The sequence below is a fragment of the Pseudodonghicola flavimaris genome, from assembly GCF_030164425.1.
GTDB lineage: Bacteria > Pseudomonadota > Alphaproteobacteria > Rhodobacterales > Rhodobacteraceae > Pseudodonghicola > Pseudodonghicola flavimaris.
Window position 1 is genome coordinate 59075 of sequence record NZ_JASNJD010000017.1, and the last position, 16427, is coordinate 75501.

The 16427-nt window shown below is 67.6% G+C and carries 12 protein-coding genes and 3 tRNA genes; 4 read left to right on the forward strand and 11 right to left on the reverse strand.

Features of this window, described 5'->3' with window-relative positions:
• Nucleotides 1-39: 39 nt before the first annotated feature.
• The 6 genes from QO033_RS18615 to ggt all read right to left on the reverse strand — a co-directional run bounded on the left by QO033_RS18615 (nucleotide 40) and on the right by ggt (nucleotide 3608).
• Nucleotides 40-780: a hypothetical protein gene (locus QO033_RS18615; protein WP_284482473.1), complete on the reverse strand. Its 741-nt coding sequence runs from the start codon at nucleotides 778-780 to the stop codon at nucleotides 40-42.
• Nucleotides 781-867: 87 nt separating this feature from the next.
• Nucleotides 868-1104 carry an RND transporter gene (locus QO033_RS18620; protein WP_284482474.1) on the reverse strand — a complete coding sequence of 79 codons (237 nt, stop codon included), beginning with the start codon at nucleotides 1102-1104 and terminating at the stop codon, nucleotides 868-870.
• Nucleotides 1105-1130: 26 nt separating this feature from the next.
• Nucleotides 1131-1207: transfer RNA gene (locus QO033_RS18625), tRNA-Asp, on the reverse strand.
• Between the two features lie 54 nt (nucleotides 1208-1261).
• Nucleotides 1262-1338 (reverse strand) — tRNA-Asp (locus tag QO033_RS18630).
• A 229-nt stretch (nucleotides 1339-1567) separates the two neighbouring features.
• Complete coding sequence (locus tag QO033_RS18635; RefSeq protein WP_284482475.1) at nucleotides 1568-1879, reverse strand: AtuA-related protein; 312 nt, start codon at nucleotides 1877-1879, stop codon at nucleotides 1568-1570.
• 10 nt (nucleotides 1880-1889) lie between these two features.
• A complete protein-coding gene (gene ggt, locus QO033_RS18640; RefSeq protein ID WP_284482476.1) occupies nucleotides 1890-3608 on the reverse strand; it encodes a gamma-glutamyltransferase in 1719 nt (572 codons plus the stop codon).
• 138 nt (nucleotides 3609-3746) lie between these two features.
• Here ggt and QO033_RS18645 point away from each other — a divergent pair, with 138 nt between their 5' ends.
• From QO033_RS18645 to QO033_RS18655, 3 genes are all read left to right on the forward strand, one after another.
• Entirely contained in the window at nucleotides 3747-4727 is a 981-nt protein-coding gene (locus QO033_RS18645; RefSeq protein WP_284482477.1) for a LysR family transcriptional regulator, read from the forward strand.
• Nucleotides 4728-4873: 146 nt separating this feature from the next.
• Nucleotides 4874-6304 (forward strand): amidase, encoded by a 1431-nt coding sequence (locus tag QO033_RS18650; RefSeq protein ID WP_284482478.1) that lies wholly within the window; start codon nucleotides 4874-4876, stop codon nucleotides 6302-6304.
• Entirely contained in the window at nucleotides 6301-7620 is a 1320-nt protein-coding gene (locus QO033_RS18655) for an acyclic terpene utilization AtuA family protein (RefSeq protein ID WP_284482479.1), read from the forward strand. The genes QO033_RS18650 and QO033_RS18655 overlap by 4 nt, the downstream gene beginning before the upstream one ends.
• A 21-nt stretch (nucleotides 7621-7641) precedes the next feature.
• Here the strand turns inward: QO033_RS18655 and QO033_RS18660 are convergent, their stop codons facing one another.
• Together QO033_RS18660 and QO033_RS18665 are read right to left on the reverse strand one after the other, a co-directional pair.
• Nucleotides 7642-10773, reverse strand: coding sequence for an efflux RND transporter permease subunit (locus QO033_RS18660; RefSeq protein WP_284482480.1), 3132 nt, complete (start codon nucleotides 10771-10773; stop codon nucleotides 7642-7644).
• On the reverse strand, nucleotides 10773-12089 hold the full coding sequence (locus QO033_RS18665; protein ID WP_284482481.1) for an efflux RND transporter periplasmic adaptor subunit: 1317 nt from the start codon (nucleotides 12087-12089) through the stop codon (nucleotides 10773-10775). The genes QO033_RS18660 and QO033_RS18665 overlap by 1 nt, the downstream gene beginning before the upstream one ends.
• A 422-nt stretch (nucleotides 12090-12511) precedes the next feature.
• On the opposite strand from QO033_RS18665, the gene QO033_RS18670 reads away from it, so the two are divergent.
• Nucleotides 12512-12928, forward strand: a complete 417-nt coding sequence (locus tag QO033_RS18670) for a CHAP domain-containing protein (RefSeq protein ID WP_321170050.1) — start codon at nucleotides 12512-12514, stop codon at nucleotides 12926-12928.
• 215 nt (nucleotides 12929-13143) lie between these two features.
• On the opposite strand, the gene QO033_RS18675 is transcribed toward QO033_RS18670, so the two are convergent.
• The 3 genes from QO033_RS18675 to lon all read right to left on the reverse strand — a co-directional run bounded on the left by QO033_RS18675 (nucleotide 13144) and on the right by lon (nucleotide 16305).
• A tRNA-Val gene (locus QO033_RS18675) sits at nucleotides 13144-13218 on the reverse strand.
• Between the two features lie 104 nt (nucleotides 13219-13322).
• Nucleotides 13323-13742 (reverse strand): HU family DNA-binding protein, encoded by a 420-nt coding sequence (locus tag QO033_RS18680; protein ID WP_284482482.1) that lies wholly within the window; start codon nucleotides 13740-13742, stop codon nucleotides 13323-13325.
• A 148-nt stretch (nucleotides 13743-13890) separates the two neighbouring features.
• Entirely contained in the window at nucleotides 13891-16305 is a 2415-nt protein-coding gene (gene lon, locus QO033_RS18685; protein ID WP_284482483.1) for an endopeptidase La, read from the reverse strand.
• Between the last annotated feature and the right edge of the window lie 122 nt (nucleotides 16306-16427).

Sequence of the window (16427 nt, forward strand, 5' to 3'; positions counted from 1 at the left end):
ACAGCGGCGCGCCCTTCCGGGCGCGCCGTTTTCTTTGGCTCAATCCGAGCCGGCCGCGATCCTGCGGTAATAGGCGGTGCCGTGCCGCGCCAGCCCCAGCGCCAGGGCCGCGCTGACCGCGATCACCAGCATCTCGCCTCCGTCCTCGATGACGCCGGCGGCCTCGCTGAACTGCGGCGGCAGCAGCGCGTGCAGCATGTCGACCACCATGCCGAAGAAGACCAGCCAGACGAAGCACAGCAGGAACGGCACCACGACGCCGAGATCGCCGGCCCGGCGCCGGCGCCAGAACCACAGGAAGACCAAGGCGACGAAGACCCCACCCATCGCCCAGGCCAGAAGCTCCCCCAGTTCCTGGGGGCCGAGCCCGAGGGTCTTCGGCAGGTTCAGCACGGCGCCGATCTTGCCGCCGGCGCGTTCGTGAAAGCTGACCGAATCGTCGAACCAGATGAACCCGTAGAGCGCCGCGAGAAAGATCATCACCCGCGACCGCAGCTCGATGAAACACATCAGGAACAGCATCACCGCGAGGAACGCCAGCCCGTGATTGAACTGCTCAGGCAGCATGTCGTCCAGACCCAGATCGAAGTTATGGCGCAACGCATGGCCGATGGACGAGGTTCCGGCCCAGGGTCCGGCAGCGACATAGATCAGGATCATCGCCAGAACCACGGCAAGGAAGATGCCCAGCATCGCGCGCAGCACCCGGTCCCCCCGGAAGAGTGTGAGCAGAAGCACAGCCTCACGCTGCGCGTCGGCAAGAAGTGACGCTTTGGGCACACCGTGCCTCCCGGAAAGAATGAGCAACCCCAGAACTGGTTCATCGGTAATCAACCGACGCAAGGTCACCCAGACGTCACAAAACTGTCAAGTTCCACGCAGCGTGGCGCGCGTACACTTCGCCGCGAGCAGCAGCCATGGTGCGCCGTGCAGCAGCAGATCGCCGATATCGATCGTCCGGCTCAGCCCGCCATGGGCCAGCATCCGCAACTTTTCCCAGATATGCGGCTCGGGCAGATAGGGCGCCAGCCCCAGGGTCACGACCAACAGCACCGCAGTGCCCCAGGACAGACGGTCAAGCAGGCCACCCATCGTCTTATGCATCGCTCCAGAGAGAGGGGAGAAGAAAGTGGCGCGGTTGACGGGGCTCGAACCCGCGACCCCCGGCGTGACAGGCCGGTACTCTAACCAGCTGAGCTACAACCGCGCATGGTCTTTCGACTATCTGGTCCGTTACCCCCGGACCGGGGTTTGGCAGTGATGGCGCGGTTGACGGGGCTCGAACCCGCGACCCCCGGCGTGACAGGCCGGTACTCTAACCAACTGAGCTACAACCGCTCACTGCCCTTCCGGGTCGCCCCGGAACGTTGCGCTGTATTATGGCCCCGCCCCTGCCCCGTCAAGCGGGGTTCGTGCATTTTTCCCGGATTTTTTCCGCCGGCTCATCGCCGCCGGACGGCCCCCCGGAAAACGCCCCGCCCCGGGGGCGCCGGCGCCCCGACCGCACCGCATCGGCGCGGCCGGGGCCTGCGACACGGACGCCGGGAAGAGGTGGCCGAGGACGGGTTCAGCCCGGCAGATCCAGCTCGATCGCCAGCATCACGCCGGAGAGCGTCTTGCCATGCCGGTCGAGCCGGAGCGAACGGGTCACGCCACCGCCCAGGCTGCGGCGCAGCACGAAATTCAGCGCCCCGATCGCCGGCACCTCATAGCGTTCCACCGGCCCGTCGAGGATCGGAGCGAAATGTTCCGCCACCCGCGCCGCCGTCAGTACCCGGGCCAGCGCGTCATAGCGATCCGGGTCGAACAGGATCACCGAGATGCAGGAATCGTTTCCCTTGTCGCCTGCCCGGGCATGGGCGACCTCATGCAGCCGCATGTTTCCCCGCTCAGGTCTTGGCGCCGCCGGCCCGGCTGGCCAGCCGGTGATCGGGCCAGAATTGCGTGCCCTCGCGCGCCAGCCCGCCGCCGATCCCGGCCGGCGTGCCATCGGCCCGCCAGCAGGCGGCGCCGCGCATCTGCCCGTCCTCCAGGAACTCGATCGCGCACATGCCGCCGGCGATATGGGCGACCTCGCGGATCGGATGGCCCATCGCGGTCAGCTGCTCCTGCTTTTCGACGGCGAAGGCCGGTTCGCATTCGCAGTCCTGCCCCTGGGTCCAGACCCGGGGCGCCTCGACCGCCTCCTGCAGGCTCATGCCGTGATCGATCAGGTTGACCACCGCCTGCATCGCCGATCCATAGAGCCGCGCCCCGCCCGGCAGCCCCAGCGCGAACACCGGCCGGCCATCGCGATAGGCGATCAGCGGCGACATGGTCGAGGTGATCCGCTTGCCCGGCACCAGCGACAGCGTGTGTCCCGGATGCGGATCGAACAGGAACATGTAATTGTTCGGCACGATGCCGGTGCCCGGAATAATCATCCTGGCGCCGAAGACGCTGTTGATGGTCTGGGTCGAGCTGACGATATTGCCGAAGCGGTCGGCCACGGTGACGTGGGTGGTGTTCTGCGATTCATTCGACAGCGCCGCGGGTTCATAGTGGCCGGCGCGATCCATCGCGATCTCGGCCCGGCGTTCGTCGCCATAGGCCTTGGACATCAACCGCGCCACCGGCACGTCGACGAAATCGGGATCGGCGGTGGAGGCCCGCCGGTCGGTGGCGGCGATTTTCAGCACCTCATAGAGCAGATGCATGCCGGTCACCGTCCCAAAGCCGATCTTGGCGATATCGAAACCTTCGAGCAGGTTCAGCATCTGGGTAACATGGACGCCGCCGGAACAGGGCGGCGGCGCGCCCAGGATCCGGGTGCCGCGATAAAGCCCCTCGACCGGCTGGCGGTCGATGGTGCGGTAATCGATCAGATCCTGTTCGGTCAGCAGCCCGCCCGCAGCGGCGAGCCCCTCGGCCACCCGGCGCCCGAGGCTGCCGCCATACATCGCGGCGGCGCCTTCCTCGGCGATCTGGCGCAGCGTGGCGGCGTAATCGCTCTGCACGATCAGGGTGCCGGGCTCCGGCACCTTGCCGCCGGGCAGGAACACCCGGGCGATCTCCGGATCGTGCTGCATGTCGGCGGCGGCGCTGGCGATGCAGTTGCACAGATAGGGCGTGGCGCGGAACCCGTCTTCGGCGTGGCGGATCGCGGCGGACATCACCTGTTTCAGGCTGCAGGTGCCGTGGCGCTCCAGCGTCTCGCACCAGGCCAGCAGATTGCCCGGCACGCAGATCGATCGCGCCCCCACCGCGTTTTCGCGCCCCTCGACCTCCATGTAATCGGGCCAGGTATCGGAAACCGGGGTGAAGGTATCGGGCCGCGCCGCCGCCGGCGCCCGGCACATGCCGTCGATGGCCAGTTCCTCGCCCGAGGCCAGCCGGATCAGCGAGGTACCGCCTCCGAATATGCCCACCATCATCGGCTCCACCACCGAGAGGGTGAACAGCGAGGCGATCAGCGCATCGATCGCATTGCCGCCGGCGGCCATGATCTCCACCGCCGCGGCCGACGCCAGGGGGTGGTTGGTCACCACCATGCCCCCCGCTGCGGTCACCGGGGTTTTCTGAACGTCGAACGGGGTGCCTGCGCGGTCGCGCCAGCCAGTCTGAGACATGCTAATCCTTCCTCTCCGGGCCGCCATGGACCGCGGCCGCCCGATCGGGCAGCGCCCCGGATACGGCGCTTCATATTTGCTAGCATCATACAACCACGCGATTGATTTGAATTCCTTATTTATTTATCGCTGCCGCCTATGAATTTGAATCTGCGCCAGCTCAGGGCCTTCATCGCCGGGGTGCATGCCGGCTCCTTCTCCGAAGCAGCGGAGCGGATCGGCATCACCCAACCCGGGTTTTCCCTGCTGATCCGGCAATTGGAGACCGAACTGGGGCTCAGGCTGTTCGACCGCACGACCCGGCGGGTGGAGCTGACCCCGGAAGGGCGCGAATTCGCCGGGCGGGTGCAGCGGGTGCTGGACGATCTGGACAGCGCCTGCCGCGATCTCGAAGACATGCGGCTGATGAAACGCGGCAGGGTGCGCATCGCCATTCTGCCCTCGGCCGCCTCCACCATCCTGCCGGCGCTGGCCCGGCGGCTGTCGCTGGAGGCCCCCGATCTGGAAATCAGCATCACCGAACGGCCCGCCGACCTGCTTCAGGACTGCGTCGAGCGCGGCGACGCCGACTTCGGCATCGGCCCACCCCCCGATGCAGCTCCGGGGCTGTCCTTCGTGCCGCTGACCACCGACCGGCTGGTCTGCATCTGCCGCGAAAGCGACCCGCTCGCCGCCCGCGCGGAACCGGACTGGGCGACGATCTGCGGATTTCCCTTGATCGGCTTTCCCCCCGGCACCTCGATCGATCAGCAGGTGCGCGCGCTCGCCGATCTGCACGGGCAGCCGATCCCCCGACGCAGCGAGGTCAGCGGCATCAACACCGCCATCGCCCTGGTCCGCGCCGGGCTGGGTTTCACCCTGATCCCGGAACTGGCGCTCGGCGGGCTCGACCTCAGCGGGCTGAACCTGCGCGCCATCGACAGCCCCGCCGCCCGGCGCGACGTCGGGCTGATCATGCAGCGCCGGCGCACCCGCAGCCCGGCAACGCTGACCGTGCTCGACCTGTTTCAGCGCGCCGGGGCCGGCGTGGCGCAGGAAATGCTGAGCCAGTTCCGCGATCTGGAGCGCATCACGCTGCCCCCGACCCGCCCCGTGCCCGCATCCACCCCGACCGCCTGAACGATCATTCATAATGCAGCGTTATCAATGATCCGATTTATTTGATTTATCTTACCTCTGCGCCGCTGCCATGATGGCCGCGATCCGCGCCCGCCCTTCCCCGAGGGCGCCGCGACGCAACGCCCGACAGCCAGAGGAGCCCTGCCTTGACCCAAGATCTGACGGAGCTGAGCGCCACCGAGGCGGTGGACCTGCTCACCCGCAAGGAGATCACCCCGCTGGAGCTGATCGACGCCGCCGCCGCCCGGACCGAAGCGGTGGACGGAGAGATCAACGCGCTGCCGATCCGCTTTTTCGAAGCCGCCAGAGAGAAGGCCGAAAGGCTGCAGCAACCGGAGGACGGGCGGGTCTGGCTGGCTGGCCTGCCCATCGCCGTCAAGGACCTGAGCGATGTCGCCGGCCAGCGCACCACCAAGGGTGGCTCTGCGCTGTTCCGCGAGAACGTGGCGGAGACGTCCAGCTATGAGGTGGCGATGCTGGAACGCAACGGCGCGCTACCGGTGGCCAAGGCGACCTCGCCCGAGTTCGGCTTCAACGCCACCACCTACAGCGAGCTCTTCGGCTATACCCGCAACCCCTGGAATACATCGCGGTCGACCGCCGGTTCCTCGGGCGGATCGGCCGCCGCGGTGGCCGCCGGCGCGATCTGGCTGGCCACCGGCTCCGATCTTGGCGCCTCGATCCGGGCACCGGCGGGGTTCTGCGGCGTCGTCGGACTGCGGCCCAGTCCCGGACTGGTCGCCAAGGGCCCCAGCAACAATCCCTTCTCCACCCTGCCGGTGGCCGGCCCGATCGCGCGCACCGTCGCCGACGCGGCGCTGATGCTGGATGCGATGGTCGGGCTGGTGCCGGCAGATCCGCTGTCCTTCCCGCCGACGGTGCCCAGCTATCGCGCCGGGCTGGAGCGGGAACTGGCACCGACCCGCGCCGCCGTCTCGGTCGATCTCGGCATCACCTATTGCCATTCTGAAATCGCCGCCGCCGTGCGCAAGGCCGGGCGGGTCTTCGAGACCATGGGCGCCGAGGTCGAGGAGACCTGCCCCGATTTCAGCGGCATCGTCGATGCCTTCTACGATGTGCGCGGCTTTGGTCACATCGTCGGCATGGGGCCGCTGGTGGACCGGGCGCGCGACCGGCTGACGCCGGAAATCACCTGGAGCGTCGATACCGCCCGGGCGCTGGAGCCGGAGGTGATCGCACGCGGCGAACGCACCCGCGCCGCCGTCTATGCCCGGGTGGCGGCATTCTTCGACAGCCACGATCTGCTGCTGATCCCCACCGCCGTGGTGCCGCCCTTCCCGGTGGAATGGACCACGGTGGAGCGCTGCGAGGATCATCGCTTCGACCGCTATATCGACTGGATCGCCATCACCTTCGCGATCTCGATGATGGGGCTGCCGGCGATTTCGGTGCCCTGTGGCTTTACCTCGGACGGGATGCCGATCGGGCTGCAGATCGTCGGCCGGCCGCGCGGCGAGGCGGAGGTGTTGCAGGCCGCAGCCGCCTTCGAACGCGCCGCCGGGCTGGGCAGGCTGACACCGATCCTGCCCCGTGCCGGAGAAAGCCGCGCCCCATGAGACCGCTGCGGCTGGGATGCGGCGCCGGCTATGCCGGCGACCGGATCGGCCCGGCGGCGGCGCTGGCACGGCACGGACGGCTGGATGTTCTGGTGTTCGAGTGCCTGGCCGAACGCACCGTGGCGCTGGCCCAGCTGGCACGCCAGCGCGATCCGCAGGCGGGCTTTGACCGGCTGCTGGAACCGCGGCTGCGCGCGGTGCTGCCCGAGTGCGCCGCCCAGGGGATCACCATCATCTCCAACATGGGCGCCGCCAACCCGCGCGGCGCGGCGGAGAAAGCGCGGCAGGTCGCCCGCGATCTGGGGCTGCGGGGGCTGAAGATCGCGATTGTCGAGGGCGACGATATCTTCGATCGCCGGCCCCCCGATCTCCACCCGGAAGATGCCGATGTCTCGCCCGACCGCGTCCTGTCGGCCAATGCCTATCTCGGCGCCGCACCCATCCTTCAGGCGTTGCAGCTGGGCGCCGATATCGTGCTGACCGGGCGGGTCGCCGATCCTTCGCTGTTCGTCGCGCCGGTGCTGCATCACTTCGGCTGGGCCGCCGACGACTGGCACCGGCTGGGCCAGGCGACGCTGGCGGGCCACATGCTGGAATGCGCCGCCCAGGTGACCGGCGGCTATTTCGCCGATCCCGGGCGCAAGGAGGTTCCGGGGCTGGACGATCCGGGCTTTCCCATCGGGGTGATCGCTGCCGACGGCGGGCTGGAGATCACCAAGCTGGCACAGAGCGGCGGCAGCATCACGCTGGCCGGATGCAAGGAACAGATGCTCTACGAGGTCTTCGATCCCGCCGCCTATCTGACCCCGGATGTCACCGCCGATTTCTCCCGCGTGCGGATGACCCGACCCGGCCCCGACCGTGTGCGGCTGGAGGGGGCGACGGGACGGCCGGCGCCGGAACGGCTCAAGGTCTCGATGGGCTATCGCGCCGGTTTTCTGGGCGAGGCATCGATTTCCTATTGCGGCAGCACTGCTGGCGCCCGCGCACGGCTCGCCACCGGGATACTGGCGCGGCGGCTGGCGCGGGAGACCCGCGCGCTGGAGCTGCGCTGCGATACCCTCGGGGACAATGCGCTGTCGCTGGGGTGCGGCCACCCCGGGCCCGAGCCGCTGGAGGCGAGCGCCCGGGCCGCCGGGCTCTATGCCACCGAGGCGGAGGCGCTGCAGGTCGGCGACGAGGTCGAGGCGCTCTATGTCAACGGCCCCTTCGGTGGCGGCGGCGTGCGCCGCTCGGTCGAGGAAGTGATCGCCATCACCTCCGCCTATGTGCCCCGAGACAGCGTCACTCCGCGGGTCGAGATGCTGGAGACCTGAGCAGCTCGGGCACGGCAGCGATCATGCCGGTCTCCCCGCCGCGTCTCCGGCCTCCTCCGCTTCAGCCGTCTCGCGGCGGATCAGCCGCAGATCCTGCAAGACCGCGAAACAGGCCGGTGTGACGAAAAGCGCCAGCAGCGTCGCCGCGCTCAGCCCAAAGGCCAGGCTGGCGACGATGGGGCGCAGGAACTGCGCCTGGGTGCTTGGTTCGAAAAGCAGCGGCCCCAGCCCCACCACCGTGGTCAGCGAGGTCAGGAAGATCGCGCGGAACCGGTCGCGCACCGCCGAACGCGCCGCCACAAGCATCGCATCGCCTGCCGCCAGTCGCTCCTTCATGAAGCTGACCAACAGGATGGAATCGTTCACCACCACACCCGCCAGCGTCGCCAGCCCCACCAGGCTCGGCAGTGAAATCTGCAACCCCAGCGCCATATGGCCCCAGACCACCCCGATCAGGCTGAGCGGAATGGCGCTGAGCACGACGACGGGCTGCACGAAGCTGCGGAACTGGAAGGCGAGGATCAGATAGACCCCGATGATGCCGATCGCCAGATTGCGGCCGAGAGAGGCGCCGGTGGTCGCGGTATCCTTCGCCTCGCCCTGCAGGGTCACGCGCACCTCTGGCCGCCGGTCCGCCAGCCCGGGCAGGTAATCGGCCTTCAGCGCCGCCATCAGATCGCGCGCATTGGCGACGGCGGGATTGATCGCCCCCTGCACCGAAACCGTCCGCTGGCCGTCGACCCGGTTGATGCTGGCATAGCCGCGCCCGATCCGCACGTCCGCCACCGCCGCCAGCGGGATCAGCGCGCCGTCGGGTCCCGCGATGCGCAGCGCCAGGATGTCCTGCAGGCTGGTGCGGCTTTGCGGCGCCAGCCGCGCCATCACGTCGAGCGGCCCCAGACCGTCCTGCACCTGCAACCCGGTGTCGCCGCGAAACCCGGCCCTGAGCGCCGCCGCCACCTGGGCGGCGGTGATCCCCCGGGCCGAGGCCGCGGTGGGGCGCAGGGTCACGATATATTCGGTCTTGCCCGGCTGCAGATCGAAACTCACGTCGCGCACCCCGTCGAAATCGCGGAAGAACCGGCGCATCTCTCTGGCGGTGTCGCGCAGCGCCGCCAGATCGGGCCCCTGCAGGCGGATATCGATGGGCTTGCCGCCGGCGCCGCGTTCCTTGTCGGTGAAGCGCAGCGCCGCCATGTCCGGCATCGGTCCGGTCAGTTTCTTCCAGCGGTCGAGAATCTCGGTCACCTCGGTGACCCGCAGGCCGGCCGGCAGCAGCCGGGCGCTGATCGTCGCCATATGGGCGCCAGTCTCAGGCGTGTCGGCATTGCTGCCGTAGGTGATGGTGTAGCTCTGGACCAGCGGCTGACCGCCGGGCTGCGCCGGCGTCAGATCGGCGTTGATCTGCTCCAGCGCCCTGACCGCCCGTGCCACACGGGCCTCGGTCCGGGCCAGCGGCGATCCCTGCACCAGAAGCAGCCGCGCCTCGACCGTGTCGCTCTCGAGATTGGGGAAGCTCTGAAACTTGATGAAACCGCCGCTGTAGGGCGCCAGCGAGACCAGAACCAACCCGCCTGCAACCCCCAGTGTGAGATAGCGGAACCGCAGGCAGAGCCCGGCGAAGGGCACGACCACCCCGTCGCGCAGCGCATCGAACCCGTGATTGACCCGGCGGCGGATCGCCCCCGGCCGCAGATCGCCCTGCAGCGCGTGATGCAGGTGATGGGGCAGGATCAGGAAGGCCTCGATCAGGCTGACCACCAGCGTCATCACCAGAACGATGGGGATATATTTCAGCAGCGCGCCGATATTGCCCGTCATGAAGCCCAGCGGTCCGACAATCATCACCGTGGTCAGGAAGGACGACACCACCCCCGGCGCCACCTGCGCGGCCCCGTTCACCGCCGCCGCCATCGCGCCTTCCCCCGCCTGGCGGCGGCGCACGATGTTCTCGGCGATCACGATGGCATCGTCCATCAGCAAGCCGATCGCCACCAGCAGCGCCACCATCGTCATCATGTTGATGGTGAAACCGAAGAGCTGCATGGCGAAGATCGTGCCGAGAAAGGACACCGGCAGCCCCATCGCCACCCAGAAGGAAAACCGGAAGCCGAAGAACAGCCACATCACCGCCAGCACCAGAACCAGCCCCTGCGCGCCGTTTTCGGCGATGATCCGCAGCCGGTCGCGGATATTGCCGGTGCTGTCCTGCGAGATCGCCAGCGCGATATTGCCCGGCGCCTCGGCCCGGGCCTGCTGCACGATCGCATCGAGCCGCGCCTTGACCGTCAGCGCATCCTGCCGCGCGGTCTTGTTCACCTGCACGATGGCGGCGCGCTGACCGTTGAAATAGGCCGCCTGCGCCGGATCGGAAAAGCCCTGCGAAATCCGCGCCACATCACCCAGCCGCACCTCTGCCCCCGCGGCAGAGGCGGTCAGCGGCAGCGCCGCGAATTCCCCCGGGGTGCGGCGCGTGCCCAGAAACCGTACGGCGGCGTCGCCCTGGCGCCCCTCCAGCACCCCGGCCGGCATGTCGAGACTGCCCTGCCCCAGCACCGCTGCGATACCGGCGATGGAAAGCCCGTAGCGCTCCAGCGCCGCGGCATCGAATTCCACCGCGATCTCACGGTCGGAAAACCCCGCGATCTCCACCTGCGAAATCGCCGGATCGGCCTTGAGCCGGTCGGCCAGCGCGTCGGCATAGGCCAGAAGCACCGCCGGATCCTCCGGTCCCGTCACTGCCACCGAGGCGACCGAGGCGACCCTTTCGACCACCCGCGTCACCGGATCCTCGGCCCGGTCGGGGAACTGGTCGATACCGTCGACGGCCGCCTTCAGATCGTTGTGGAACCGGGTCATGTCGGCGCCTTCGACGATCTCGGCGGTGATCACCGCCATGTTGTCGCGCGACAGGCAGGCGAGTTCGGCCAGGTTGTCGACGCCGCGCAGCGGATCCTCCGCCACCTCACAGATGCCGGTCTCAACCTCGGCCGGAGCCGCGCCGGGATAGGCGATACGAATCTCCACCTGCGAAGGCGGGGTCAGCGGAAAGGTGTCGCGCTGCAGCGACGGCAGCGCCACCAGCCCGAGGCCGAGCAGCGCCAGCATCAGGATATTGGCGGCGGTGGGATGGCGCGCAAAGAGCCGCAGCATCATTTCGTCCCCTTGCCGCGTCCGGCCGACCCGGCCGCCCCCGCCGCGCTGGCGGCAAGCTGCGCCGCCAGCTGCTTGTCCTCGACCGGTTTCACCTCCATGCCCGGCACCGCGATGGCCGGATCGGTCACCACCAGCCGATCGCCGGCCGCAAGCCCATCGGCGATCACCGCCAGGTCGCCGATGCTGTAGCCCAGGGAGACCTCGCGCCGCTCCAGCCGGCCCTCGGCGCTGACCACCAGCGCCTTGCCGCCGCGCACCGCGTCGAGCGGCGCCACCAGCGCCGGACCCGGCGGCGCCATCAGCACCACCTCGACGAAGGTGTTGCGCCGCAGCGGCGGCCGCTCTCCCGGTGCCGCCTGAGAATAGGGATCCGCCACCCGCACGATGATCGAGGTGCTCTGCGTCGCCGCATCGATCGCCTCGCCCACCCGGTCGACCCGGGCGGCCCAGACCACGCTGTGCCCGGCCGCCGGCAACCGCACCCGCGCCTTGAGATCAGCCACCGTCCGCCCTGCCCCCATGGCCCGGATCACCGGCCCCAGCCGACCGATGGGGAATTGCGCAGCGATCTCCACCGCTTCCGTCCCCTCGCCGGCCAGCAGGGTCTGGCCGGCTGTCACCACCTGCCCCAGCTCGGCCGCGACATCGGTGAGCCGCAGATCATAAGGTGCTGTGATCACGGTGAAATCCAGCGACCGCGCCACCGAGGCCCGGCGTGCGTTCAGCACCTCGCGCTCCGCCGCGTTCAGCGCCAGTGCGTTTTCCACCTCGACCACCTTGGCCCGGGCCGCGAGCTCGATCCGCTGGGCGTTGTCGAGGCTGGCCTGCGCCGCCGTGCCCTGCGTCACCAGCTGGCGCTGGCGCGCCAGATCGGCACGGCTCAACTCCAGGTCCGATTGCATCACCGCTCGCGTCGCCGCCAGCGTCTGATCCTTCACTGTCAGCGCTGCCAGCTGGCTGTCGATCTCGGCCAGCGCCAGCCGCAGATCGGTATCGTCCAGCCGCAGCAGCGCGGTGCCCGCCGGCAGCACCTCGCCATTGCGCAGCCTGGGATGGGTCTCGACCACCTCGGCCTGGACCCGGGCGACCGCATGCCATTCGCGCGCCGGAGCGACCGTGCCAAAGCCGGAGACGCGCGGCAACACCTCGACCGGCGCCAGCGTGATCACCCGCACCGCCGTGGGCCGGCGCTGCGCCGTCTTGGCGGCGGGCGGCTGCCTGAAATCGCCGGCAAACCCCACCACCACGGCACCGATGGCCAGCGGCAGGACAAAGGCCAGCAGCCGTAGCGTGACCTTGATCGTCGGTCGCATGAAATCTCCCCCGCGCAACAGAAATTTGGTGTCTGACATCAATTAGAGAAATTCTAAGCACAGAAGCGTGACAACCGCCTAGGGGCAGAGGTGGACGGTGGAAAAATGCCGCAGGCGGGCCATTTCTGCCCAGAGGGCATGCAGCCCGGCCGCGCCCGCCCCCGGTTTCCGGCAAAATCCCGCCACTGTCCTCACCTCTGCTCACAAAGGGGTTGGCGAAGCCGCTGCAGTATCGGACAGTCCGCGCACCCTCACGGGACAGCCCGTTCGCGGGAAATTGGGGAAAGACTGGGACAGAAAAATCCGTGACTGCAAGACGCCTGAAGCTACCTTTGCGCGGCCTGGTGCCGCTCCTGTTGTGCGCCGTCGCTGCCTGTGGGCAGGTTCAGACAAACCAGAGTTCGGGAATCGCCCCCGCCCGCATGGCCTTCGCCATGCAGGAGGTCGAGGTGCTGCAATCGAAAGGCAGCCGCGTCTGGTGCGTGCCCTTCGCCCGCAACCTCTCCGGTGTCGAGATCCGCGGCAATGCCGGAACCTGGTGGAACACTGCCAAGAAGACCAGCTACGACGTCAGCCACGACCCCGAGGTCGGCTCGGTCATGGTGTTCAGCGCCACCCGCAGCATGCCGATGGGCCATGTTGCCGTGGTCTCGGAAGTGCTGGATAATCACAAGATCCTGGTCGATCACGCCAACTGGCACCGCAACAAGGTGTCGCTGGGCATGGCGGTGATCGACGTATCGGCCAAGCAGGACTGGTCCCGCGTCCGGGTCGAAAGCGCCCCCGGCGCCTTCGGCAGCGTCTATCCGATCAGCGGCTTCATCCTGCCCAACAGCTGATCGCGCCGCGATCCGGGTGGTCCCCGGGTCGCGCGACAACAGCTCCGGCCTTGCGTTCAGGTGCAGAACGCCCCGCCGCCCTGAGGCGGCCCAGCCCCGCCACGGGGCTTTTCTATTTTCCGAAAGCCTCCGCCGCACTATCCCGCCGCGCCGGCGCGATGCGATCCACGCACACGGCCTGCGGCCGTTCAGATCAACCCGAAAAAGAGGGAAAGTGGTGGGTGATAAGAGATTCGAACTCCTGACATCTTCGATGTGAACGAAGCGCTCTACCACTGAGCTAATCACCCGTGCGAGCGGGATTTACAGAAGCTTTCCGGGGGGCGCAAGCCCCTATTGGCGAGAAAATTGCCCCCCGGCGCACGGTCGATCGGATCGGCGATCCGACCGGCCGTCAGCTGTCTTCGACGATCTCGTCCACCGTCGGCACAGAGGCGCTGCCCTTCGACTGGCGCAGTCGCGCGATGGTGACCCGGCGGTCGGATTTATCCACCTGGCGGGTGATCCGCAGCTTGCCGAGGGGCTCCAGCGTGAGGCCGCGCCCCTCCGCCACCGCCTCACCCAGAACCGCCAGCATCGCCTCCACCAGCGGCTTGACCTCGCGCGGCTTGGCGCCGCTGCGCGCCACCACCTGCTCAATCAGTTGCCTTTTGGTCAGATCGGGCGCGGAGGGGTCGCCATCCACCACCTGCGTCACATGCAGGCTCTCCGCCACGGGCGCCGCGGTGGCGGTCTCCAGCAGCCGCCCGGCCGCCGTCTTTCCCGCCCCGCCCCGGCCGACCCGGCCGGGTTTCTTCTGCTTCACCTTTGCCATGATGGCTGCCTCCGAACTTGAACACTCTCCCGGACCCTAGACCTGCCCCCGGCCGAAGGCCAGCGGCGGAAAACCCGACCCGGCAGCAAAAAGGCGGGCCCGAAGACCCGCCTTTCCATATCTCTGCCGAAGCCTGACGGCCCCGGGATCAGTGCGCGGTGGCGCTGGCGCCCTCTTCGCTCGTCATCCGGGCGGCGCGGGCGGCGGCGGCTTCTTCCTCCGCCTCCTCGTCCCACTCGATCGGCTCGGGCTGGGATACCAGCGCATGCTTCAGCACCTCCGACACATGGCTGACCGGGATGATCTCCAGCCCCTCCTTGACGTTGTCGGGGATGTCAGGAAGGTCCTTTTCGTTCTCTTCCGGGATCAGCACAGTCTTGATGCCGCCACGCAGCGCCGCCAGCAGCTTTTCCTTCAGCCCGCCGATGGCGGTGGCATTGCCACGCAGGGTGACCTCGCCGGTCATGGCGATGTCCTTACGCACCGGGATCTGGGTCAGCACCGAGACGATGGCGGTGACCATGGCCAGACCGGCCGAGGGGCCATCCTTCGGCGTCGCCCCGTCGGGGACGTGCACGTGGATATCCCAGCGATCGAAGCGCGTCGGCTTGATGCCCAGCTGCGGCGCGACCGAGCGGACATAGCTGGAAGCCGCGTCGATGGATTCCTTCATCACGTCGCCCAGCTTGCCGGTGGTCTTCATCCGGCCCTTGCCCGGCAGCCGCAGCGCCTCGATCGACAGAAGCTCACCGCCGACGCTGGTATAGGCCAGCCCGGTGACCACGCCGATCTGATCCTCTTTCTCGGCCAGACCGTAGCGGAACTTCGGCACCCCGAGGAAATCGTCCAGATTGTCGGCCGTGACCTCGACCCGCTCCGTCTCTTTCTTGACGATGCGCGTCACCGCCTTGCGCGCAACCTTGGCAATCTCGCGTTCCAGGTTCCGCACCCCCGCCTCGCGGGTATAGTGGCGGATGATCCCGGTGATCGCATCGGCCGAGAGGGAGAATTCCTTGTCCTTCAGGCCGTGGTTCTTCATCTGCTTGGGCAGCAGATGCTGTTGCGCGATCTCGCGTTTCTCGTCCTCGGTATAGCCCGACAACGGGATGATCTCCATCCGGTCCAGCAGCGGCCCTGGCATGTTATAGCTGTTCGAGGTGGTCAGGAACATCACGTCCGACAGATCGTATTCGACCTCAAGATAGTGGTCGACGAAGGTCGCGTTCTGCTCCGGATCGAGCACCTCCAGCATCGCCGATGCGGGATCGCCACGGAAGTCCTGGCCCATCTTGTCGATTTCATCGAGCAGGATCAGCGGATTGGTGGTCTTCGCCTTCTTCAGCGCCTGGATGATCTTGCCGGGCATCGAACCGATATAGGTCCGGCGGTGGCCGCGGATCTCGCTCTCGTCGCGCACCCCGCCCAGCGAGATGCGGATGAATTCGCGCCCCGTGGCCTTGGCGACCGATTTGCCCAGCGAGGTCTTGCCGACACCCGGAGGGCCGACGAGGCACATGATCGGGCCTTTCAGCTTCTTGGAGCGCTGCTGCACCGCGAGATACTCGACGATCCGCTCCTTGACCTTCTCAAGCCCGTAGTGATCGTGATCGAGGATCTCCTCGGCGCGGGTCAGATCTTTCTTGACCCGCGACTTCACGCCCCAGGGGATCGACAACATCCAGTCGAGATAGTTGCGCACCACGGTGGCCTCGGCCGACATGGGCGACATGTTCTTCAGCTTCTTCAGCTCGGCATCGGCCTTTTCCTTGGCCTCTTTCGACAGCTTGGTCTCGGCGATGCGGGCCTCGAGCTCGGCAATCTCGCCCTCGCCCTCCTCGCCGTCGCCCAGCTCCTTCTGAATGGCCTTCATCTGCTCATTCAGATAGTACTCGCGCTGGGTCTTCTCCATCTGGCTCTTGACCCGGGTCTTGATCTTCTTCTCGACCTGCAAGACGGACATTTCGCCCTGCATCAGCCCATAGACCTTTTCCAGCCGTTCGGAGACCGACAGCGTTTCCAGCAATTCCTGCTTGCGATCGACCTCGATCCCCAGATGACCGGCGATCAGGTCGGCCAGCTTGGCCGGATCGGTGCTTTCACTGACGGCAGCAAGGGCTTCCTCGGGGATGTTCTTGCGCACTTTCGCGTAGCGTTCGAACTCATCCACCACGGTGCGCAGCAGCGCCTCCGTCGTGGTGACATCGCCCGGCATCTCGGTCAGATATTCCGCCGTCGCCTCGAAGAAGGAGTCGTTTTCGAGGAAATCGACGATGCGCACCCTCGCCTGCCCCTCGACCAGCACCTTGACGGTGCCATCGGGCAGTTTCAGCAGTTGCAGCACATTGGCCAGCACGCCGGCCTTGTAAATGCCATCGGTATCGGGGTCGTCCACCGAAGGGTCGATCTGGCTCGACAGCAGGATCTGCTTGTCGTCGGCCATCACCTCTTCCAGCGCCCGAACGGATTTCTCCCGGCCCACGAACAGCGGCACGATCATATGCGGAAACACCACAATGTCGCGCAGCGGCAGGACCGGGTAGGAGGAGTTGAGAGGCTCTTGCATATGTTTTCCTTGGTTCCTGGCAAGATGGCACTGGCCCCTCATCGAGGCGGCACCCGGCCATCTCCTGTCATCAGATCGTTACGTGGGGCGCGGCCCCCGCCATTTCAACCTCGCCCCACTCC

Excerpts from the sequence above, each read along its gene's own strand:
- QO033_RS18620 (WP_284482474.1), bottom strand. The coding sequence starts at position 1,104 with ATGCATAAGACGATGGGTGGCCTGCTTGACCGTCTGTCCTGGGGCACT.
- QO033_RS18635 (WP_284482475.1), bottom strand. The coding sequence starts at position 1,879 with ATGCGGCTGCATGAGGTCGCCCATGCCCGGGCAGGCGACAAGGGAAAC.
- ggt (WP_284482476.1), bottom strand. The coding sequence starts at position 3,608 with ATGTCTCAGACTGGCTGGCGCGACCGCGCAGGCACCCCGTTCGACGTT.
- QO033_RS18645 (WP_284482477.1), top strand. The coding sequence starts at position 3,747 with ATGAATTTGAATCTGCGCCAGCTCAGGGCCTTCATCGCCGGGGTGCAT.
- QO033_RS18655 (WP_284482479.1), top strand. The coding sequence starts at position 6,301 with ATGAGACCGCTGCGGCTGGGATGCGGCGCCGGCTATGCCGGCGACCGG.
- QO033_RS18660 (WP_284482480.1), bottom strand. The coding sequence starts at position 10,773 with ATGCTGCGGCTCTTTGCGCGCCATCCCACCGCCGCCAATATCCTGATG.
- QO033_RS18665 (WP_284482481.1), bottom strand. The coding sequence starts at position 12,089 with ATGCGACCGACGATCAAGGTCACGCTACGGCTGCTGGCCTTTGTCCTG.
- QO033_RS18670 (WP_321170050.1), top strand. The coding sequence starts at position 12,512 with ATGGCCTTCGCCATGCAGGAGGTCGAGGTGCTGCAATCGAAAGGCAGC.
- QO033_RS18680 (WP_284482482.1), bottom strand. The coding sequence starts at position 13,742 with ATGGCAAAGGTGAAGCAGAAGAAACCCGGCCGGGTCGGCCGGGGCGGG.
- lon (WP_284482483.1), bottom strand. The coding sequence starts at position 16,305 with ATGCAAGAGCCTCTCAACTCCTCCTACCCGGTCCTGCCGCTGCGCGAC.